Origin of the sequence: Polynucleobacter sp. AP-Feld-500C-C5 (genome assembly GCF_018882265.1) — a bacterium.
Taxonomy (GTDB): Bacteria; Pseudomonadota; Gammaproteobacteria; order Burkholderiales; family Burkholderiaceae; genus Polynucleobacter.
On record NZ_JACVOW010000026.1, the window covers coordinates 71740 to 92752 of the forward strand.

The following is a 21013-nucleotide window of genomic DNA, read 5'->3' on the forward strand; positions in this document are numbered from 1 at the left end:
TCTCTCGACTTAAAATAGTCAGATGAAAACTGATCTGCCTCAGAGCTTTCGTCGGCTCGAATATCTTCCCCCCGTATATACCTTTGACCAAGTTGAGTTGGATATTGCTTTAGATCCCGCCCGCACGATCGTGAAAAGCAAAATCGAAGTATTACCAGGCAAAAGTTTTGAACCTGGCGCACCTTTAGTGTTGGTTGGTCAGGAGTTGGAGTTTGTGAGTTTACGGATTAATGGCGAAGCGCATCGCCATTTTGAACTCACCCCAGAAACTTTGAGTATTCATTCTTTGCCAAATGAAGGTAAAGATAAATTCATTGTTGAAATTATTTCAGTGTGCGTTCCCAATAAGAACACCAGCCTCATGGGACTATATGTTTCGAATGGGAACTTCTTTACGCAATGTGAAGCAGAAGGCTTTCGGAAGATTACTTATTTCTTAGATCGCCCTGATGTGATGGCGCGTTATCGTGTGACTCTGCGAGCGCGTGAAGCTGAATGCCCTGTACTCCTTTCAAATGGCAATTTATTAAAAGAAGAGAAGTTACCCAACGGTTGGCATAGCGCAAGCTGGGAAGATCCATTTCCAAAACCCTCTTATTTATTTGCCTTAGTTGCTGGCAAGTTGGAGTGCATGGAAGAAACCATCACTACTAGCAGTGGTGCCAAAAAGTTATTACAGATCTGGGTTGAACCGCATGATCTAAAGAAGACCCGTCATGCAATGGATTCATTGATTGCCTCGATTCATTGGGATGAAAAGCGCTTTGGTTTGGAGTTGGATCTTGAGCGTTTCATGATTGTTGCAGTAGGTGACTTCAATATGGGTGCGATGGAGAACAAGGGCTTGAATATCTTCAATACCAAATTTGTTCTAGCCCAAGCTGAAACTGCAACAGACGCTGACTTTGCCAATATTGAAAGCGTTGTAGCCCATGAGTATTTTCATAACTGGACCGGTAATCGGGTGACCTGCCAAGATTGGTTTCAACTTTCTCTCAAAGAAGGCCTAACTGTCTTTAGGGATCAAGAGTTTTCCGCAGATCAAATGGGTACTAAGTCTGGCAGGGCGGTTAAGCGTATCGAAGATGTGAGATTGCTACGTCAATTGCAATTTCCAGAGGATGCGGGTCCGATGGCCCATCCCATTCGCCCTGATGAGTATCAGGAGATTAATAACTTCTATACCGTTACCGTATATGAAAAGGGTTCAGAGGTTGTCCGAATGTATCAGACCTTGCTGGGCAGAGAAGGTTTTCGCAAGGGTATGGATTTGTATTTCAAGCGCCATGATGGACAGGCGGTCACTTGTGATGATTTCTTAGCGGCGATGGCTGATGCTAACGGCAAAGACCTCACTCAGTTCAGAAGCTGGTATAGCCAAGCAGGTACGCCACGGGTGAAAGTGGCAGAGCACTATGATGCGGTCAATCATCAGTATCAACTCACTCTGACGCAAAGCTGTGCTCCAAGCCCTGGTCAGAATGAGAAAAAGCCATTTCATATTCCGTTAAAGATCCGCTTGATTAATGCTGCCAATGATCAAACAGAGCAATTACTAGAGCTTACTGAACCAACTCAGTCATGGACCTTTGACAATCTCACTGAGCGTCCCGTTCTATCTATTAATCGTAATTTCTCTGCGCCAATTAACATCGATTTTGAGCAAAGCGAGGTAGATCTCTTAACCTTATTCTCTGGCGATGATGATCCTTTTAATCGCTGGGAGGCGGGTCAAAAACTAGCCATGCAAATGATTTTGAACAATCGCTTGCCTGATGCTGGTCTGATTGACACTTACCGCAATCTATTGCTCGATCCCGATTTAGATCCTGCATTTAAAGAGCTTGCTTTGACGCTGCCTGCAGAGTCTTATTTATATGAGCAGTGCTCTAGTGTAGATCCCCAAAAAATCTTTGCTGCACGTCGTGCATTCCGAAGAGAAATTGCTAAGCAGTTGCAACTAGAGTGGGCTGCGCTTTATCAGCAGAACCAAACGCCTGGACCATTTAAGTCTGATGCTCTTGATTCAGGAAAGCGTGCGCTCAAAAATCTCGCTCTCAGTATGTTGCTTGAGGCTGATCCAAAGATTTGGGCGCCAATGGCAGCAAATCAATATCAAATTGCTGACAATATGACTGATCGCTATGCCGCATTGGCGACATTAGTCATTCATGGTGCTACGCCTGCCAATGATTGTTTGCATGATTTCTTTAGTCGCTTTGTAAACGATGCTCTGGTAATTGATAAGTGGTTTGCATTGCAATCGAGCCGTCCACCGGTTGATGGACTTGAGCTAACTCTTACTGATGTCAAACGTTTGCGTGAGCACCCAGCATTCAAGCTGAACAATCCAAATCGTGTACGTAGTGTGATTCATGCTTTTTGTGCCAACAATCTAGCAAGCTTTCATCAAGCTGATGGCAGTGGTTACGCTTTTTGGGCTGAAAGTGTCTTAGCTCTAGATCCCATTAATCCACAAGTTGCTGCGCGCCTCGCTAGAGCATTGGATCGCTGGCGCCTGTTTGCAGAGCCTTATCAAGGCAAGATGAAGACTGCCTTAGAGCGGGTGGCTGCATGCCCAACCCTCTCGCCAGATGTGCGCGAGGTCATTGGTAAGGCTTTGGGGGAGTGATTTCTTATGGCTTCCTTAGTGAAGTTGTTGGTTATAAGAAATACCAAGTTGGATCGCTAGTGACTCAAGGTGTTTATCAAGAGTCCAAATGAGTGCATTTTCTGATAGAAGAGTGGAGGCAATCAGAGAGATGTCAATTGCACCGCATCCGGATTCATGAAGTTTATGCGTTTCAATAAACTGCAATGTTTCTTCGGTAGTGGCTACAGTAGCTTGCTGCAGTTTTTTTAAATAATCTAGAGTTCTTGAGCGTGGCGATGGAGGAGATCCGCATGAAAGCTCAATCAAAATTAGAGGGTGGCATAGAATTCGATCGTTTACTAACAAAGACGTAAATGATGGATTCAATTTTCTGAAGTGAGATACCCACACTGAGGTATCCGCTAAAACCATCGCCATATTTATTGAGCACCATTGGATTTGCGCCGAGGGATGTTTTTCATTTGGGACGCCTTGCCCCCTAAAGCAGCAAGTCGTTTAGCGATTTGTACCCGTACAAATACATTCATGGCTTCACGGAAAAGGTCTGCCTTATCCATGCCAGGATCAGCAAGATCTAGCCCGCTTTGATATAGGTCGTCATCAATGGTTACTGTAGTTCTCATGATTATTCTCATCAAATTTGATGTAAAATAACATCAATTAAGTCATCATATACGATGATTTTAGTCTTGAAAAGAGGAAAATTAGATCGAAAGCAAATAAGAACCTTCTTTTAGGTAAAACTTTCATTACAGGGCAAAATAGACCCTAATCTCAATAGCACCTTGGAGAAATCGCTTTGTCTTCCAGTACCCATACAAATTTCAAGCAATATCTAGCAACAACTAAATCTCAGGGCGTAGCAATTCCCGTTGGACTACAAGATTTGCTGGTTGCTGTTGTTAATACTTGTTCTACCTTAAGTCATGAAGTCGCTCAAGGAGCTTTAATTGGTTTATTAGGATCCGCAGGCACTGGTAATGTGCAAGGTGAAGTTCAGCAAAAGCTAGACATCATTGCCAACGATTTATTAATTGAGGGCGTTAAAGCTTGTAAGTCACTTGCTGGGCTGGCGTCTGAAGAAATGGAATTACCAGTACCAGTGCAAGGTACCGGCGACTATCTTTTATTGTTTGATCCATTAGATGGCTCTTCCAATATCGATGTGAATGTGTCTATCGGCACGATCTTTTCGATTCTCAAAAAGCAAGATCCACAAGCGCCATTACAAACCTCTGACTTTCTATTATCGGGTCGTCACCAAGTAGCGGCGGGTTATGTGGTGTATGGCCCTCAAACAACGATGGCTTTAACTTTGGGTGATGGCGTAGTGATGTTTACCTTAAATAAAGTGACCGGTGAGTTCTTGTTGATTAAAGATGCTGTCACGATTTCGCACTCTACTAAAGAATTTGCTATCAATATGTCTAATATGCGTCATTGGGCTGACCCAGTGCGCCGCTATGTAGAAGAGTGTTTAGCTGGTGTAGGTGGTGCGCGTGAAAAAGATTTTAATATGCGCTGGATTGCATCGATGGTGGCTGATGTGCATCGTGTTTTATCCCGTGGTGGTGTTTTTATGTACCCTTGGGATCAACGTGAGCCCCATAAGCCTGGCAAATTGCGCTTAATGTATGAAGCCAATCCAATGAGCTTCTTGGTTGAACAAGCAGGTGGTGCGTCTACAAATGGTAAAGATCTGATTATGGATTTACAACCTACTGATTTGCATGAGCGTGTCTCCGTCATGCTGGGTTCTAAAGAAGAGATTGATCGTTTACAGCATTACCACGCATAAAGTGAATTAAAAAATCAAACCCAGTTTTCTAGCTTTAAGCCAGAAACTCTTGAAAACTCTTTGAGATTATTAGTGACTAGCGGTAAGTCTAATGCTAGCGCTTGTGCTGCAATCATCGTATCTAGCGAACCAATGGGCTGCCCTTGTTTCTCTAACTGAGCGCGCAATGTAGCATAGGCCCAAATGCAGTTGGTATCAAAAGGAACAATAGTCATTGGTGCTAGAAATAAATTGAGTGCCTGTTTATTTCTGATTGAATTTGTTTTTTCTACGCCATAAGCGAGCTCCGCAGCAACAATGGTAGATATACCAATCTCGCCAGACTGAAATGATTTGAAACGCTCTAGAACGCTAGGTGGTTTTTGATTGATGATGTAGATGCAAATATTGGTGTCTAGCAAAATCAAGGGGCAATCTCCACCCGATCTTGTTGCTCTGGTTGATCACGAGTTAATTGCATTCCTGGCTCAAAACTGTCTAAAGACGCGCAAATTGCTGTAAATAAACCATTTTTTGGCAAGAGGAGGACGCCGCCAGCAAAGTGCTGCACAGTGACTTCGGAATCTGTAAAACGATATTCCTTGGGAAGTCGCACCGCTTGGCTACGACCGGTTTTGAAGATTTGGGCTATGTCCATGATTTCCCCTCTTTTGATATGTATCAGTGATATATACTTTAATGAGATTCAATCTATTTAGCAAGCCTATTTTTCAGTAGGATTGAGAATGCAAAAGGCCCAATCATAAGACTGGGCCTTTTAAATAGGGTTTACCATTTTTACTTCATTGATTATGGCTTTACCTTTTCCTTTAGGTAGACCAAAGACTCTTCTACTTGGTCAATCAGAATCAAGCAAACATCGCCTTCAGAGACTTCATTCAAGGCAGTATCAATTGCTTTGAATTCTCCATGGATCTCTTTCACTTGTTTGGCTTTCGTGGTGCCAATTAAGCCCTCTTGCAAAAGCTTTAAGACTTCGCCATCTTCACGACCACGTTGGCAAGCATCTTGATAGAGGATGACGTTATCAAAAGCGTTGCCCAAGATGCGCGTGAGATCCCGAATGTCTTCATCGCGACGATCTCCGGCACCACTAATAACCACGTGACTTTTCTTGGGCTTCATAGATTCAACAGCACTTGCTAAAGCACGCATCGCATCAGGGTTGTGACCATAGTCAGCAATTACCGTAGCTCCCTTGTGTTTGAATTGATTAAAGCGCCCTGGTACAGCGTTGGCAGTACTCTCAAAGCTATTTAAGCCACGCGCAATCTTCTCAGCATCAAGGCCTAAGGCCCAAGCAGCACCAATGGCTGCCATAGCATTTTCAATCTGAAAACCAAGTACGCCATTTTGGGTGAGGGGGATTTCGCTTACAGGGAAGCGATACATCACGCGCGATCCTTTAGAGGCAACAATGTAAGTACCATCAAAGAAGATGACTTTCTTATTCTTGGCGCGATGCGCAGTGATGACGGGGTGATGTTGATTTTGGGCAAAGAAGATGACCCGCCCAGAGCACTTATCACCCATCTTGGCAACCATAGGATCTGCTCCATTGAGAACAGCCGCACCAGTTGGTGCTACGTTTTGTACAATCACCCGTTTTAGGATCGCTAAATCTTCTACGCTAGAGATATAGTTCAATCCTAAGTGGTCGCCTTCACCAATATTGGTTACTACTGCAACTTCACAACGATCAAAGCCCAATCCCTCACGCAATAAACCGCCGCGAGCAGTTTCTAGAACAGCAGCATCGACATCGGGATGCATTAATACGTTGCGCGCACTTTTAGGGCCACTGCAATCACCGGTATCAATCAGGCGATGATTGATATATACGCCATCAGTGCCAGTCATGCCAACCCTCAGACCAGTTTCGGTGAGGAGGTGGGATATTAAACGGACTGTGGTTGTTTTGCCGTTAGTTCCCGTCACAGCAACCACTGGAATGCGACCATCTTCGCCTGGCGGGAACATCGTATTAATAATGTCTTCTCCAACAGGGCGGCCTTTGCCGTAGGAGGGCTTTAAATGCATACGCAATCCTGGGGCAGCATTGACTTCAACAATGCCGCCACCTTGTTGTTCTAAAGGTTTGTAAATGGATTCGCAAAGGATATCTACGCCGGCGATATCTAAACCAATCATCTGGGCGGCCGCTATAGCACTAGCAGCTACGTCAGGATGAACATCATCGGTAACATCGGTAGCAGTGCCGCCGGTACTGAGGTTGGCATTATTGCGTAATAACACGCGCTCACCAGTTTTAGGAACGTATTGTGGTGTGAGTCCAGAGCTTGCTAGATGAGCTAATGCAATATCGTCAAAGCGAATCTTGGTTAATGCTGTTGCATGTCCATCGCCCCGCAATGGATTTTGATTTTCTTTTTCAACCAGTTCTGCAACAGTGTGTTTGCCATCGCCAACTACTTGAGCAGGCTCACGACGGGCTGCAGCAGATAAGCGATTGCCAACGACGAGTAAGCGATAGTCAGCACCAGGAAGATAACGCTCTACGATCGTCTCGCGTCCAAAGCCTTGGGTGACTTCAAAGCCTGCACGGACTTCTTCTTCGGTTTGGATATTGGCAACTACGCCTTTTCCTTGATTGCCATCTTTTGGTTTGAGCACAATCGGGCCACCAATCTTTTGGGCAGCACGCCATGCATCATCTACATTAGTCACAACTTCACCAATCGGCACAGATACTCCAGCCGCAGCCAAGAGATTTTTGGTAAGCTCCTTATCTTGTGCAATGGCTTCAGCAATAGCACTGGTGTCGCTGGTCTCTGCTGCCTGAATTCGTTTTTGTTTGCTACCCCAGCCAAATTGCACCATGCTGCCTTCGGTCATGCGACGGAAGGGAATGTTACGTTGAAGTGCTGCATCAACGATTGAGCCAGTGCTTGGTCCAAGGCGCACATCTTCGTACAAAGCTTCTAACTCTGAGAGAGCCGCAGCTAAATCAAAGGGGGCATCGTTTAGGGTTGCTTGAATCAATGCAAAACCAAAGTCAAAGGCCATACGGCCAACAACTTCTTCGACGTATTCAACGACTACTTGATATACGCCGTCATCTATTGTTTGAACTGTACGACTGAAAGTCACAGGACAACCTGCTTGAGCTTGTAATCCCAGAGCAGCATGTTCTAGCGCATGCGCTAATGAGAGAGGCTCAGTTAAACCACCACGACGCATGCTTCCCAGTTGTGGAAAGCGTTCACGAATCTTCGTTTCAAATTGGGGAATAGCATCAATCGAGCGCTCAGAACGATCGCAAGTAACGATGGCTTCTAGGGCAGTGTGGCGGCTCCATAAATTGGGGCCACGTAGCATACGAATACGGGTGATTTCCAATTAAGCCCCTATTGCAGTTGTAGCATCTGGTACATAGGTTTCTGCGCCAGCTTCAATCACGTTAAACGGAATGTCTAATGCCCAAGCAGCAGCAATCGCAGCGCCGAGATTCATAGTCTTCCATGGCATGGCGCTATTAGATTCAGAGTGGCGCGGCACGGGGATTGATTTTTGATCCAGCTTTCCAGACTTCAAAGTAATTTGTTGTTTGCCAACTAGTACGACGCGACCACTATTGAGTAGATGGTTTTTAATCACTTCTGAATCTGAATGCTCGCTAAAGAAAATCACCTCACCATCACATAGCTCAGCCATCTGCAGACACATTGGATCATCGGCGTTTAGAACCCCCACACCGGTTGGTAGAACTACATCAATTTGAGTGCGCACAATACTAAAGACCTGATCTTCATCATAGATAGCGTACTGTGGGAAGTTGGCTTTAGGATCAACATTGAGTACGACACCAACTTGGCAGCGATCATAGGCCAATCCTTCGATCAGCATAGATAGGTGGTTATTTTCAATCACCGCTGCTTCTACGGCACGATTCAGGAGGGTGCGACGTGCGTTTTCCCAATTGGATGCATTGGTATTTGGAATCGAGCGACTACCAAAAAATAAACCTTTACTGCAAGACAAGCCAACATAGACGTTTGTGAGGCGGAGGAAATGAGCAATCATTTCAGCAACGGGTGTTTTGCCGCTCTCGCCACAAATGCCTACTAGTGGAATGCGGAAATCTGTGCCCTGAGGAAATAGGTGGTTTGCAATCTCTTTACCAACGGGTTGTGGTTTGCCGCTAGCAGGCTTGAGATGCATTAGGAGGCCTGGGCCAGCATTGACTTCTACGATGGCAGCGTTCTGCTCAGCAAGTGGGCGGCTAATGTCTTGGGCTACCAAATCAACGCCTGCAATTTCTAAACCAACCACTCGTGCTGCTAGGGCTACTTGACTAGCAACATCAGGATGAACTAAATCAGTGACATCAAATGCCACGTTGCCGTTACTCTGAATTAATACCTTTTGGTCTGTTGCTGGAATGCTAGCGCCAGTTAATTGTTGGCGAGCAAGTTCGAGTTCTACTGCAGAATCAATACGTACTGGATTGAGTGGATGTTCTTCTGCGGTGCCGCGACGGGGATCAGAATTAATCTGAATCTGAATCAGATCTTGAACAGTATGTTTGCCATCGCCAGTGACCCATACAGTTTCCCCTTTTGCCGCAGCGACAACTTTGTTACCAACTACGAGTAAGCGATGTTCATCGCCAACAATATGACGCTCCACCAATACTTCGCTACCCTCATCAATGGCTACTGCGTAAGCAGCTTCAATTTCTTGTTGGGTATACAGATTAATAAACACACCTCGACCATGATTACCGTCGATGGGTTTGACAACCACTGGCAAGCCAATATCCTGTGCGGCCTCCCAGGCATCATCAGGACTAGTAACAGTTCGGCCTTCTGGGGTTGGTACGCCAGCGCTGCGTAGCAAACTCTTCGTTAAATCTTTATCACGGGAAATTGTTTCAGCGATTGCGCTAGTTTGATCTGTTTCAGCAGTCCAGATGCGCCGCTGTTTTGCGCCGTAACCCAATTGAACTAAATTGCCTCCCGATAGACGGATAGAAGGAATGCCACGCTCTTCAGCTGCATTAACGATGCAAGCAGTGCTAGGTCCTAGTAATAAATCATCACCAATGTCACGCAGACTCTCAATAATATTTTGAACTTCAGCAACACAATCTTTATTGTCTTGCGCAAGAGCAAGAAAGAGGTCGCGTGCGTATTTGAGGGCAGTGAGGGTGACTTCCTCATTGATCGCGCTCACCATCACTTTGTAGACACCACGGCGATCACCATCACGCGCTTTACCAAAGCCACCTGGAATGCCTGCCAGGTTTTGCAACTCGAGCGTCAGGTGCTCCATGATGTGAGCAGGCCAAGTGCCTTCTTCGACGCGCTTGAGAAAGCCACCGGTTTCTCCGTAGCTGCAACGATGTTCAACTAAGCTGGGCAGTGCTTGAACCAGGCGGTCATAAAAGCCAGGAATCAGATTAGAGGGATAGTCTTCAAGATCCCCGATATCAATCCAAACCTCAATCACGGGATGGTAAGTCCACATATTGGGGCCACGGAGATGCTTAACACTCAGGATCTCGATGGATTTATCTAGTAATTGGGGCATGTATGGTGTTGCAAAGGGGTTGGCGCCTGGATTTAGCAGGTGGCGCTGTTCACTGTCTCTCTGTTTATAGTTTTATTGAAAATCTACAAAAATAGCAAAAATACATAAAAAAGACTACTTGCCTAATTTAACGGTTTTCTACCCCCGAAAGTTGACAGGACCGATAAATCTAAAAAATCTAGCTCCACTATACTTTTAGGGTTAATGAAGCCAGAAATCCTTCCTTTTGCCCCTGTGCTACCAAGTGATTGGCTGAGCGTTCTTAAGGGTGACAAATCCCCCATTCAAAGCCTAGAGGCAGTACTGGCTTGGGTCGAGCTTGATTTGGGTGCTGACTTGCACTTTGAAAGAAGTCTACTTTTGCTCACTGAAGAAGGCTTATTTTGGACCGATGGTGCAAAGTTTGAATCTTGGCCCGCTAGCTCAAGAGAGCATCTCGTTCATGGCGATCATGCTGGTGTGGGTCATTTAAAGCTCGAAACAGCGGATGCGCTGCAAAGAATTTGGTATTTCACCTTGGCAGTCAATCCTCAGGTTTTGCGTTTGCAGTCCAGCTTCAGAAAACTGACCCATGGCGCTGAGCAGGGTCGGGACGATGTGAGTGAGTATGACAGGCAGGTTTGTCCTGTTTGCTTGAGCCCTAAACCGGCTAACTCTGATGGTTGTCCAACTTGTGATCCTGAAGATGATAAGCCGCCATCAACTTGGACCTTGTTCAAATTATGGCGTTTTGCTAAGCCGTATAAAAATCAACTGTTACTCGGTTTTGTGCTGACACTGCTATCGACTGGCGCAACTCTGATTCCACCGTATTTGACGATGCCCCTGATGGATCATGTCTTGATTCCTTATGAGCGTGGTAACCCCATTGATTTTCATTTAGCAAGTATGTATTTGTTTGCGCTATTTGGCGCGGCCATCATTGCTTGGGGATTGGGTTGGTGGAAAACTTATCTACTGGCTTTAGTGAGTGAACGTATTGGTGCAGATTTACGCAATACGACTTTCGAGCACTTACTCAAACTCTCGCTCGAGTACTTCGGTGGTAAGCGCACTGGTGACTTGATTGCACGTATTGGCGCAGAGACTGATCGCATCTGCGTCTTCTTGTCGCTATACGCATTGGACTTTGCGACTGATGTCCTCATGATCACGATGACCGCAGCTATCTTGGTTTCGATTGATCCTTTGCTGGCACTAGTGACCTTAGCGCCATTGCCATTCATTGTATGGATGATTCATGTTGTGCGCGATCGTTTGCGTTTTGGCTTTGAGAAGATTGATCGTATCTGGTCTGAAGTCACAAACATTTTGGCAGATACGATCCCAGGCATTCGGGTAGTCAAAGCGTTTGCGCAAGAAGATCGTGAGTTAAAGCGTTTTGTAGATTCCAATAAACACAACCTTCAAATTAATGATCGTGTAAATCGTGTTTGGGGTTTGTTCTCGCCAACCGTCACACTCTTAACCGAGACTGGTTTATTGGTGGTGTGGGGCTTTGGTATCTGGCAAGTAGCACATCAGAAAGTCACCGTTGGTGTCTTGATTGCGTTTCTTGCATACATCGGCCGTTTTTATGTACGACTTGATTCAATGAGTCGTATTGTGTCGCACACCCAAAAAGCAGCTGCGGGTGCCAAGCGTATCTTTGATATTTTGGATCATGTCTCGAGCGTTCCTGAACCGATTAATCCCGCACCTCTGGGGCCTGTCAGTGGACGCATCTCGATGCGCGGCGTGGGTTTTCGCTATGGCAATCGTGCGGTAACAAAAGGTATTGATTTAGATATTGCTCCAGGCGAGATGATTGGCTTAGTAGGTCACAGTGGTTCAGGCAAGAGTACCTTGGTCAATTTGATTTGCCGTTTCTATGACGTGAGCTCTGGCTCTATATCCTTAGATGGGCGCGATATTCGTAGTATTGGTATTGCCGATTATCGGAAGTGTATCGGCCTGGTATTGCAAGAGCCATTCCTATTCTTTGGCACGATTGCAGAGAACATTGCTTACGGCAAGCCTGATGCTACTCGTGAAGAAATCATTGAAGCAGCACGTGCTGCCCATGCCCATGAATTTATTCTGCGCTTACCACTAGGCTATGACTCATTAGTGGGTGAGCGCGGTCAATCTTTATCTGGTGGTGAGCGTCAACGCATCTCGATTGCCCGTGCGCTCCTGATTAATCCAAGCATCTTGATTTTGGATGAGGCAACTTCATCCGTTGACACCACTACAGAAAAAGAAATTCAGCGCGCTTTAGATAACCTTGTTAAAGGTCGCACAACCATTGCGATTGCACATCGTTTATCAACACTCAGAAAGGCAGATCGCCTCGTGGTATTAGATAAGGGTGAGATTGTGGAGATTGGATCACACGAGCATCTAATGGAAGCCCAAGGGGCTTACTACACCTTGTATCAAGCTCAGTTGCGTCATGCTGCAGAGTTAGTCGAGGGCGGCGCCATTGGAGAGAGTTTGGAAGAAAGCTCAGAAGAGGGTAAACGAGAAAAGCAGGAAGAAAAACGAGAAGAGAAACTACAAGAGATCGCGAAAAATATTGGGGGCGGGGTATGACGCAAGCCAATCAATCTGCACATCAACTAAAGCGGGATTCTCTGGGTCGCATGATCTTCGTAGATGCTAAGGGCAATACGCATATTGGCGTGCATCCCGTAAGAGCATTTCCAATTACGGCTCCAGGTGCTGGAGTGGGCATCATGGATCAGTCTGGTAAAGAAGTATTTTGGTATCCCGATGTTGCTGCCATTCCAAGGGATGAGCTTGCTGTGATTGAAGAAGAATTGGCTGCGCGCGAATTTATGCCAGTGATTGAGAGAATTACCAAAGTCTCTACTTTTGCTACGCCCAGTATTTGGGATATTGATACAGACCGAGGCCCAACTCGCATTCGCCTGAAGGGTGAAGAAGATATTCGCAGAATTGCTGGTAATACTTTGTTAATTGCAGACTCCAATGGCCTGCAGTTTTTAATCAAAGACTCTACCCAGCTAGACAAGCTTAGCAAAAAGCTTTTAGACCGTTTCCGCTAGAATTTATTTCGGTAAGCCGCTTTAGCTCAGTTGGTAGAGCAGTTCATTCGTAATGAAAAGGTCGCCAGTTCGATTCCGGCAAGCGGCACCAATCCTCATTTAATTTAGGGTAAACCCTATAAGACTCACCAAGCCCATATTGCAATTCCCGCTGCAATCAATAGACTTATTTTTTGTACGTTTTTTGTGCATTAAATGCCATTAGTAACATGCAGTGTAAGTACACTAAGCCTAGCCTTTGGCTTTATTTATCAGGGTTTCCACTATGTTAAGGTTGCCCATGTGTAAGGATTTTGAAATTATTGATGGTAGTCAAGTTCAACATGCACATCTTGTTTAAAAATCACACACAAATTAAATAAGTAAATAAGCCAAATTAAATTGGTAAACATTTTTGGAGACATACTTAATGAAGATGAAGTTTAAGAGAGCATTGATTTCCACCACCTTAGCCCTCGGTGTAGTTGGTGTTTCACCTGCATTTGCAGCATGGGAACCAAACAAGCCAGTTGAATTCATTATTCCTGCTGGTCCTGGCGGTGGTGCTGACCAAATGGCTCGCATGATCCAGGGAATCATCACCAAAAATAATTTAATGAAGCAGGCGGTGATCCCTGTGAATAAGGGCGCTGGTGCTGGTGCTGAAGGTTTCTTGGCAATGAAAGAAGCCAAAGGTGATCCCAATAAGATTGTGATCACACTTTCTAATTTATTTACAACGCCATTAGCAACCGGTGTTCCATTTAATTGGCAAGACATTACTCCGGTAGCAATGTTGGCGTTAGATCAGTTTGTGTTGTGGGACAACGCAGAAAAGCCTTATAAGACAGCCAAAGAATATATTGACGCTGCTAAAGCTGCTGGTCCGGGTAAATTCAAAATGGGCGGAACCGGTTCTAAGCAAGAAGATCAAATCATTACCGTAGCCATTGAAAAAGCAACAGGCGCTAAATTTACCTACATTCCTTTCAAAGGGGGTGGCGATGTTGCTGTTCAGCTGGTTGGTAACCACGTTGATTCATCCGTGAACAACCCAATCGAGGCGGTAGCGCAGTGGCGTGCTAACAAATTACGTGCATTGTGCGTATTTGATGACACCCGCATGCCATACAAAGAAAAAATTACCGATACTCAATCATGGTACGACGTGCCGACTTGTAAAGAGGCAGGTGTAACAACTGACTACACCATGTTGCGCGGTATTTTCATGGCTCCTGGCGTCACTCAAGAGCAGGTTGATTTTTATATCGATTTATTTAAAAAGGTACGTGCTACACCAGAGTGGAAAAAGTTCATGGCTGATGGGGCATTTAATCAGACATTTATGACAGGTAAAGAGTTTAGAAACTGGCTGACATTAAATGAAGCTTTGCATAAGCAATTAATGACTGAAGCTGGCTTCTTGGCTAAGTAATTTGTGGAAATCTGATAGGGCCTCCATTGGGGGTCCTATTTTTTGAGTAAGTGCATTAATTAACCTTAATAAAAATATAAAAATGTCCGAACATACAAATAATACAAATCAAGACTCAGTTATTAGCATAAGAGCAATGGATGTGATTACCTCTATCTTGTTTCTTGCTGTAGGCTTGACAGTGATGATTGGCAGCCTTAAGTTGGGTGCTAGTTGGGGCGCTGATGGCCCGGAGGCTGGTTACTTTCCTTTCTATATCAGCTTGATCATCATGCTTTCTAGCACGGTTACTTTGTATCAAGCCGCCATCGTGAATAAGAAAAAGAAAACAGAAACGTTTGTTGAAAAAGAGCCGTTCAAGCAAGTCATGGCGGTATTACTACCAGCGATTGTTTTTGTTCTAGGTGTGCAATTGATTGGTATCTATGTTTCTTCCGCTATCTATATCGCAATCTTTATGGTGTGGTTAGGAAAATACCCAATTTGGAAGGCGGTTGCTGTATCGATTGGAGTAAGTGCAGCCCTTTACCTCATGTTCGAATTCTGGTTCCAAGTTCCATTGCCGCATGGCTCATGGATTAATCCACTCGAGTTCGTAGGCGTGCAATAAAAAAGAATAACTATTAAAAAAGATTAGAAAAGAAGGAGTCCAAGTTGGAAGAAATTAATGCTCTATTCAACGGCTTTGCCGTTGCAATGACGCCCTTTAACTTATTGTTGATGCTCGTTGGCGTAACGCTCGGTGTGATCATCGGTGTGTTGCCAGGTTTGGGTGGCGCAAACGGAATTGCGATTCTGTTGCCATTGACTTTCACTATGCCGCCAACCTCTGCAATCATCATGCTTTCCTGTATTTATTGGGGCGCATTATTCGGCGGTGCAATTACATCGGTTCTATTTAATATTCCTGGCGAACCATGGTCGGTTGCGACAACCTTTGATGGTTATCCAATGGCTCGTAATGGTAAAGCTGGTGAGGCGCTGACTGCTGCATTCACATCTTCATTTGTAGGCGCTTTCTTTGCAATTGTGATGATTACTTTCTTGGCGCCGTTGGTAGCGAAGTTTGCGCTACAATTTGGTCCGCCAGAATTCTTCTCGGTCTATCTGCTTACCTTCTGTAGTTTCGTAGGCATGAACAAAGGTTCGCCGTTTAAGACTATTTCTGCCATGATGCTCGGCTTCGCCCTAGCAACTGTTGGTATGGATACCGTTACCGGTCAATTGCGTTTGACGTTCGGTAATCCAGAGTTGATGCGTGGCTTTGACTTCTTGATCGCGGTGATTGGTTTGTTTGGTATCGGTGAGATCCTCCTCTCCATGGAAGAGGGCTTGGCATTCCAAGGTGCTGCAGCGAAGATTCGTGGCAAGGTTGTGCTCGAGACATGGAAGCAATTGCCTAAGTACTGGGCTACTTCATTGCGCAGCTGTCTGATTGGTTGCTGGATGGGCATTACTCCAGGCGGCGCAACTCCTGCATCCTTCATGGCTTACGGCGTAGCCAAGCGCGTATCTAAAGACGGTGATAAGTTTGGTACTGGCAAGATGGAAGGTATTGTTGCGCCAGAAACAGCAGCTCACGCTGCAGGAACAGCAGCGCTCCTCCCAATGTTGTCCTTAGGCATTCCAGGTTCACCTACCGCAGCAGTGTTGCTTGGTGGTCTATTGATCTGGGGTCTACAACCTGGCCCATTGCTCTTCGTTGAGAAGCCAGACTTTGTTTGGGGATTGATAGCCAGTATGTACTTAGGTAACTTGGCTGGCTTGTTTGTGGTGTTAACTTGTGTGCCTTTGTTTGCCTCTATCTTGAGAATTCCATTCTCCATCATTGCACCAGTCATTATTGTGATTTGTGCGGTAGGTGCCTATACCGTTCACAATGCAATGTTTGACGTTTGGTTGATGCTCGGCTTTGGGGTGGTTGGTTATGTCTTTAAGAAACTGGACTACCCAATGGCGCCAATGGTTTTGGCCTTGGTATTGGGTGATCGCGCAGAAGACTCTTTCCGTCAGTCGATGTTGTTCTCACAGGGAAGCTTAGATATTTTCTTCTCTAACGCATTGGTGGGCGGCATTACATCCCTTGCATTAGTGCTTCTCTTCTGGCCATTGATTGGCAAGGTGATTGGCAAGAAAAAGGCTGCAGCAGCTTAAGAAGAAATACGCTAGAAATAGCGATTTCCAGTAGAAAAGGGGCGCAAGCCCCTTTTTTCATGCAAAAGTCATAAATCCGATAAAATTCCATCAACATGATTTTCCGCAAAAACCACCTCATTCACTGGATTGCTGCAAGCGCAATCGCAATGAGTGCGCTTGCCCCAGCCGTTTCTCAAGCGGTATCGCTGGCAAAGCATGGTCAAGGTCTTACGATGGAGATTTGCTCTACTAGTGGCGCCAAGATGGAAATCAAGGTGCAGACAGATGACCAAGAGGTCGCTGATCAAGCGCAGCCCTGTCCATATTGTGTATCTCAGAACAGTATCACCCCAGCTTTCAATACCAGCCTCACATTTGCAGCACCAACATCTGTTGCGTTGCTACCTCAGCTTTTCTATCAATCACCTAAGCCACTCACGGTTTGGGTAACACCTCCCTCAGCAGCACCTCCAGTACAAGCCTAAATACTTTTTAGGGCATAGCCTAGCTATGTAGTTGGCAATCAAGTTGCCGTCATGTTGTGTGGAGAAGTAAACCTTGTTGTACACAAAGAAAATCAGTGCATGCATTGTCATGTTATTGGCATCAATCGTCATTAGTGCCCAGTCACAAGCACAGTTTGCTCCGCCGCCTAGCTATGATCAAAAGTTGGCTGATATGGTTGTTACTGCAACAAAATCAGGAACCCTTCTGCGTGATATGACTCAGAACACCACAGTTTTGACTAAGGAAGAGTTGGAGATTTCGCCCGATCAAACCATTGACCAAGTATTAAAGAACCAATCAAGCGTTTTTTTGAATGATCAACCTTTTTATGAAAAAGATCCTACTGGTCAAAGTATTAACGTTCGTGGACTGGGAAATGCTAGAACATTGGTTTTGATTGACGGCGTTCCTGCCAATGATGCTATGTATGGAACTGTGCAATGGAATTTAGTTCCCATGTCAGCCATTCAAGATGTTGAATTTATCCGTGGCGGCGTTTCTAGTTTGTATGGAAATATGGGTATGGGTGGCGTGATTAATATTACAACCAAGCCTATTAGCGAAAATAAGGGGGAGATATCGGGAAGTATTGGTTCTTATGCCACTGGAACTGTAGCAGTGTCAAAAGAGTTGGCAATGAGTGACTCATTTAAATTGCGAGCTTCAGCTGATTATTTCAGTACTGAGGGATATCAGAATATTGCAACTATCTCTCCTTCTTCGCAGAGTGCGTTAAAGACGGGCATGGGTAATGAAAGTGCTGAAAATGCAAATTACAGATTGCAAGGGTCAGCAAAGCTCAGTCTAGATACAGATAGCTTTTTTAATCTTGGTCTGCATTCAATGTCAAACCTACCAACGGGCGGTTATAGTTTTGCAAGAAAATCTACTAACGAGATGACGCTTTCTGGAGGCTCAACCACAAGACTAAATTCTAGCGAGCAGGTTCAAGTAAATGCCTATTATGAGAACACCACATTGCAACAGCAAAATGTGAGCTCAAGCAATCCTTATATTAATGCTACGTTTCATAATCCCTATTATCAAGTTGGTGGATCGGGTCAATATACAAAAAATCTTCAGGATCAGGCAATTGATCAAGTGATTATGAGCATAGATGCGAAGCAGTTATCGGCATCTAATTTTCAGAATAACTATGCCTCACCTGGTGCCGCAAATTATCAAACCAGTAAATTAGGGGCACTGACCTCGCAGGTTGTTGCACAGGGCACCCAAAATTTTGCAGGTCTTTTAGGTCAAGTGAAATCAAATCTCAATGCCATTCCTCTGCAGGCAACTTTATCGGCTAGGGTAGATAACTGGACTAGTCAGATCCCAACGAACTATACGCAAGCTGTGGGAGGCGCACAGGTCAGCACGGCTGTACCCAATCAATCCAAAACGAAACTAAGCCCAAATCTGGGTTTGTTATACCGCGCATCTAAGGAGTTGGATTTTAGGGCTGCAGCTTATCAGGCATTTCATGCTCCTGGTCTCAATAACTCTATCCGCAGTTATGGATCGGGCTCGAGCTATGTTGGTAATAATCCGTTCTTAACTCCAGAAAATATGACTGGATATGAGATTGGATCTGACTATCGATGGAAGTCAGGATTTATTCAAGTTACTGGATTTAATGCAAATGTTACTAACGCAATTGCTACTTATACCCTTTCAAGTAGTCAAATTGCTAGTACCTGTTCTCCAGTATGTAGTAGTGGCGCTAAATCGTATAGCAATGATCAATCACTTCGTAGTACTGGATTGGAGATGCAGGCACATTGGGATGTCAGCTCAAAATGGGCTACCGATCTTAGCTATACCTTAACCAAGGCAGTTTTAACTTCTACTTATGGAGCAATTGATACAGTCTTAAATCCTACGGGCGTGCAGATCGCTGGTACGCCTAGAAATATGGCAAGTGCAAATATCACTTACTATTCCATTTCAAAAACAAGCTTGACGACTTCAGTGCGCTATATTGGAAATTCTTGGTATGACACAGCCCATACCCTGCCAATTCCGGCGTATGCAGTATTGGGAGCGAGGGTGAACCATGAGTTGACTCCCAATACATCAGTTTATTTAAGTGCGGTAAATCTGTTGAATCGTAATTACATTACCTTTGGCTCTGGTTCTCAATATATTGCTGGTCAGCCTCAGACAATTACCGTTGGCGCACGTATCATCTTTTAATGATGAAATCCCATTTTTTCCCTTCGGCATGGTTAACTACATTAAGAGCCTTCTTAATAGGAGTGCTTTGTGTATGTGGTCGAGCAGAGGCCCAAATGGATCATTCATCTCCTATGGTGGCAGCAAAGATAAACAATACTTGTCAAGGAGTGGGTTTGGAGTGCGCCAATGCAGCCACTCCATTTTTTGCTCTTGATGGCAAATTACTCCTAGCGTGGACTACAAATGGAGTTGTATCAGTAGGGCAGTCATCTGATCTCGGAAAAACATGGATAGCGACTGTCAAAATTGCAGAGCATGGTAAGTCATTAGATACTGGTAGCGATGCCCGCCCCCAAATTGTTGCTGATAAACAGGGCAACGTCTTTTTGGCTTACGCCTTTTTTAAAGACTCCAATTGGAATGCGCAGATTAATACGGCTAGATCTACTGATGGCGGTAAATCTTTTACTGTCCCGGTATCCTTGGTTCAGGATAGTTCTAGTCAACGTTTCCCATCGGTATTGATCAGGCCGGACGACTCTATTTTTATTTCTTGGATAGATAAGCGCCTAGTAGTATCTGCCAAGCAGGGTGGTTCTAAACGTTTAGGCGGTTCAATTGCTTATTCATTTTCAAGTGATGGCGGAAAAACATTTAAAGCTGAGCAATTTGCAAATGAGAGTAGTTGTGAATGTTGTCGCATTGGTAGCGGTCTAGATCCACAAAACCAACCCGTGATTGTGTATCGAGCTATATTCCCAGGGGGTATTCGGGATCAAGCAAGCCAAGTTATTGCTACCAAAGGTGCTGAGCCAATTCGTCGAGTCGCAGATGATGATTGGAAGACCGATGCTTGTCCGCATCACGGTCCATCAATTGCAGTTTCTGGATCTGGAAAATTTCATGTCGCTTGGTATACCCAGGGAAATAAGCGCTCTGGTGTTTTTTATGCCAACTCTAGCAATCAAGGATTGAGTTATTCTGCGCCCGTCAGAATTGGAGCAGAAGGAGCGAACGTTTCTAGGCCTTATCTCTTAGCCTTGGGACAACAGGTATGGTTAGCATGGAAAGAATTTGATGGAACTCACGCTTTGGTTTACATGAAACAATCTACTGATGATGGTAAAACGTGGAGTACTCCACAGATGATTTCTAAAACAAATGGGTATAGCGACCACCCCTTATTGATCAATCAAGGAGATACGGTATTTTTATCTTGGCTGACAAGAGTCGACGGGTATCAATTGATTCAGCTTGGACAAAAAAAATGAGAAGATATTTATTCGCCTTAATCATTGCTATTGGGTCGATAAACCTTGCCTTTGCTGATAAAGCAACCCTGAAGCCTTATCAAAGTGGTGAATGGTCTAATTTAGTGAAGAGTGCTAATGGCGCACCCATCGCCATTCATTTTTGGGGGGTTACCTGCCCGTCATGTGTCAAGGAGATGCCGCAGTGGGGGCTGTTCGTGAAGAATAATCCGAATGCAAAAATAGTTTTTATTCAGGTTGATGATGTTTCACAAGAAGCAATGAAAAAAATGCTGAGCAAAGCGGGCTTGGATAAGGCGAATAATTATTATGTCGCTGCGCCTTTTGATGAGCGCTTGCGTTATGAGATCGATCCTAAGTGGCATGGCGAGACGCCAACAACAATCTTGATAGATAAAAATGGGAAGGCTTCCCGTAAAACAGGTTTGATTAATTTTCAGCAACTACAGTCCAAGCTGGTTACTGGCGACTAGAACAATCAATTAACCGATA

16 protein-coding genes, 1 tRNA gene and 1 pseudogene are annotated in these 21013 nt (G+C 44.8%); 12 read left to right on the forward strand and 6 right to left on the reverse strand.

The window, feature by feature from the left end; translation table 11 throughout:
- Positions 1-22: 22 nt before the first annotated feature.
- Positions 23-2632, forward strand: a complete 2610-nt coding sequence (pepN, locus tag ICN21_RS10840; protein ID WP_216178430.1) for an aminopeptidase N — start codon at positions 23-25, stop codon at positions 2630-2632.
- Positions 2633-2647: 15 nt separating this feature from the next.
- Here the strand turns inward: pepN and ICN21_RS10845 are convergent, their stop codons facing one another.
- Both ICN21_RS10845 and ICN21_RS10850 read right to left on the reverse strand, forming a co-directional pair.
- On the reverse strand, positions 2648-3031 hold the full coding sequence (locus tag ICN21_RS10845) for a VapC toxin family PIN domain ribonuclease (protein WP_216178431.1): 384 nt from the start codon (positions 3029-3031) through the stop codon (positions 2648-2650).
- A 2-nt stretch (positions 3032-3033) separates the two neighbouring features.
- The gene (locus ICN21_RS10850; protein ID WP_216178432.1) at positions 3034-3237 is read right to left on the reverse strand and encodes a type II toxin-antitoxin system VapB family antitoxin; all 204 of its coding nucleotides are present in this window, start codon (positions 3235-3237) and stop codon (positions 3034-3036) included.
- A gap of 176 nt (positions 3238-3413) precedes the next feature.
- On the opposite strand from ICN21_RS10850, the gene ICN21_RS10855 reads away from it, so the two are divergent.
- Positions 3414-4412, forward strand: coding sequence for a class 1 fructose-bisphosphatase (locus ICN21_RS10855; RefSeq protein ID WP_216178433.1), 999 nt, complete (start codon positions 3414-3416; stop codon positions 4410-4412).
- Between the two features lie 14 nt (positions 4413-4426).
- On the opposite strand, the gene ICN21_RS10860 is transcribed toward ICN21_RS10855, so the two are convergent.
- The 4 genes and pseudogenes from ICN21_RS10860 to cphA (ICN21_RS10875) all read right to left on the reverse strand — a co-directional run.
- Entirely contained in the window at positions 4427-4819 is a 393-nt protein-coding gene (locus ICN21_RS10860; RefSeq protein ID WP_255534302.1) for a type II toxin-antitoxin system VapC family toxin, read from the reverse strand.
- Positions 4816-5049: an antitoxin gene (locus ICN21_RS10865; RefSeq protein ID WP_216178434.1), complete on the reverse strand. Its 234-nt coding sequence runs from the start codon at positions 5047-5049 to the stop codon at positions 4816-4818. The genes ICN21_RS10860 and ICN21_RS10865 overlap by 4 nt, the downstream gene beginning before the upstream one ends.
- 152 nt (positions 5050-5201) lie before the next feature.
- Positions 5202-7772: a cyanophycin synthetase gene (cphA, locus tag ICN21_RS10870; RefSeq protein WP_216178435.1), complete on the reverse strand. Its 2571-nt coding sequence runs from the start codon at positions 7770-7772 to the stop codon at positions 5202-5204.
- A 12-nt stretch (positions 7773-7784) separates the two neighbouring features.
- Positions 7785-9965 (reverse strand): annotated as a pseudogene (gene cphA / locus ICN21_RS10875) (cyanophycin synthetase); the annotation flags it as partial.
- Positions 9966-10169: 204 nt separating this feature from the next.
- On the opposite strand from cphA (ICN21_RS10875), the gene ICN21_RS10880 reads away from it, so the two are divergent.
- The 10 genes from ICN21_RS10880 to ICN21_RS10925 all read left to right on the forward strand — a co-directional run bounded on the left by ICN21_RS10880 (position 10170) and on the right by ICN21_RS10925 (position 20994).
- Entirely contained in the window at positions 10170-12539 is a 2370-nt protein-coding gene (locus tag ICN21_RS10880) for an ABC transporter ATP-binding protein (protein WP_216178438.1), read from the forward strand.
- Positions 12536-13015, forward strand: coding sequence for a DUF1854 domain-containing protein (locus ICN21_RS10885; RefSeq protein ID WP_216124020.1), 480 nt, complete (start codon positions 12536-12538; stop codon positions 13013-13015). Before ICN21_RS10880 ends, ICN21_RS10885 begins: the two co-directional genes overlap by 4 nt.
- A 15-nt stretch (positions 13016-13030) precedes the next feature.
- Positions 13031-13106 (forward strand) — tRNA-Thr (locus ICN21_RS10890).
- A gap of 324 nt (positions 13107-13430) precedes the next feature.
- A complete protein-coding gene (locus ICN21_RS10895) occupies positions 13431-14429 on the forward strand; it encodes a tripartite tricarboxylate transporter substrate binding protein (RefSeq protein WP_215297326.1) in 999 nt (332 codons plus the stop codon).
- 82 nt (positions 14430-14511) lie between these two features.
- The gene (locus ICN21_RS10900) at positions 14512-15039 is read left to right on the forward strand and encodes a tripartite tricarboxylate transporter TctB family protein (RefSeq protein ID WP_215296646.1); all 528 of its coding nucleotides are present in this window, start codon (positions 14512-14514) and stop codon (positions 15037-15039) included.
- Positions 15040-15083: 44 nt separating this feature from the next.
- Complete coding sequence (locus ICN21_RS10905; RefSeq protein ID WP_215296647.1) at positions 15084-16583, forward strand: tripartite tricarboxylate transporter permease; 1500 nt, start codon at positions 15084-15086, stop codon at positions 16581-16583.
- Positions 16584-16678: 95 nt separating this feature from the next.
- Entirely contained in the window at positions 16679-17050 is a 372-nt protein-coding gene (locus tag ICN21_RS10910) for a DUF2946 family protein (protein ID WP_216178440.1), read from the forward strand.
- 109 nt (positions 17051-17159) lie between these two features.
- Positions 17160-19268: a TonB-dependent receptor gene (locus tag ICN21_RS10915; RefSeq protein ID WP_216178442.1), complete on the forward strand. Its 2109-nt coding sequence runs from the start codon at positions 17160-17162 to the stop codon at positions 19266-19268.
- Complete coding sequence (locus ICN21_RS10920; RefSeq protein ID WP_216178443.1) at positions 19268-20521, forward strand: sialidase family protein; 1254 nt, start codon at positions 19268-19270, stop codon at positions 20519-20521. The genes ICN21_RS10915 and ICN21_RS10920 overlap by 1 nt, the downstream gene beginning before the upstream one ends.
- The gene (locus tag ICN21_RS10925) at positions 20518-20994 is read left to right on the forward strand and encodes a thioredoxin-like domain-containing protein (protein ID WP_216178445.1); all 477 of its coding nucleotides are present in this window, start codon (positions 20518-20520) and stop codon (positions 20992-20994) included. Before ICN21_RS10920 ends, ICN21_RS10925 begins: the two co-directional genes overlap by 4 nt.
- The last annotated feature ends 19 nt before the right edge of the window (positions 20995-21013 follow it).

Coding starts and splice junctions, on each gene's coding strand:
- ICN21_RS10920 (WP_216178443.1), top strand. CDS start 19,268: ATGATGAAATCCCATTTTTTCCCTTCGGCATGGTTAACTACATTAAGA.
- ICN21_RS10895 (WP_215297326.1), top strand. CDS start 13,431: ATGAAGTTTAAGAGAGCATTGATTTCCACCACCTTAGCCCTCGGTGTA.
- ICN21_RS10900 (WP_215296646.1), top strand. CDS start 14,512: ATGTCCGAACATACAAATAATACAAATCAAGACTCAGTTATTAGCATA.
- pepN (WP_216178430.1), top strand. CDS start 23: ATGAAAACTGATCTGCCTCAGAGCTTTCGTCGGCTCGAATATCTTCCC.
- ICN21_RS10915 (WP_216178442.1), top strand. CDS start 17,160: ATGTTATTGGCATCAATCGTCATTAGTGCCCAGTCACAAGCACAGTTT.
- ICN21_RS10850 (WP_216178432.1), bottom strand. CDS start 3,237: ATGAGAACTACAGTAACCATTGATGACGACCTATATCAAAGCGGGCTA.
- ICN21_RS10880 (WP_216178438.1), top strand. CDS start 10,170: ATGAAGCCAGAAATCCTTCCTTTTGCCCCTGTGCTACCAAGTGATTGG.
- ICN21_RS10910 (WP_216178440.1), top strand. CDS start 16,679: ATGATTTTCCGCAAAAACCACCTCATTCACTGGATTGCTGCAAGCGCA.
- ICN21_RS10845 (WP_216178431.1), bottom strand. CDS start 3,031: ATGGCGATGGTTTTAGCGGATACCTCAGTGTGGGTATCTCACTTCAGA.
- ICN21_RS10865 (WP_216178434.1), bottom strand. CDS start 5,049: ATGGACATAGCCCAAATCTTCAAAACCGGTCGTAGCCAAGCGGTGCGA.
- ICN21_RS10885 (WP_216124020.1), top strand. CDS start 12,536: ATGACGCAAGCCAATCAATCTGCACATCAACTAAAGCGGGATTCTCTG.
- ICN21_RS10925 (WP_216178445.1), top strand. CDS start 20,518: ATGAGAAGATATTTATTCGCCTTAATCATTGCTATTGGGTCGATAAAC.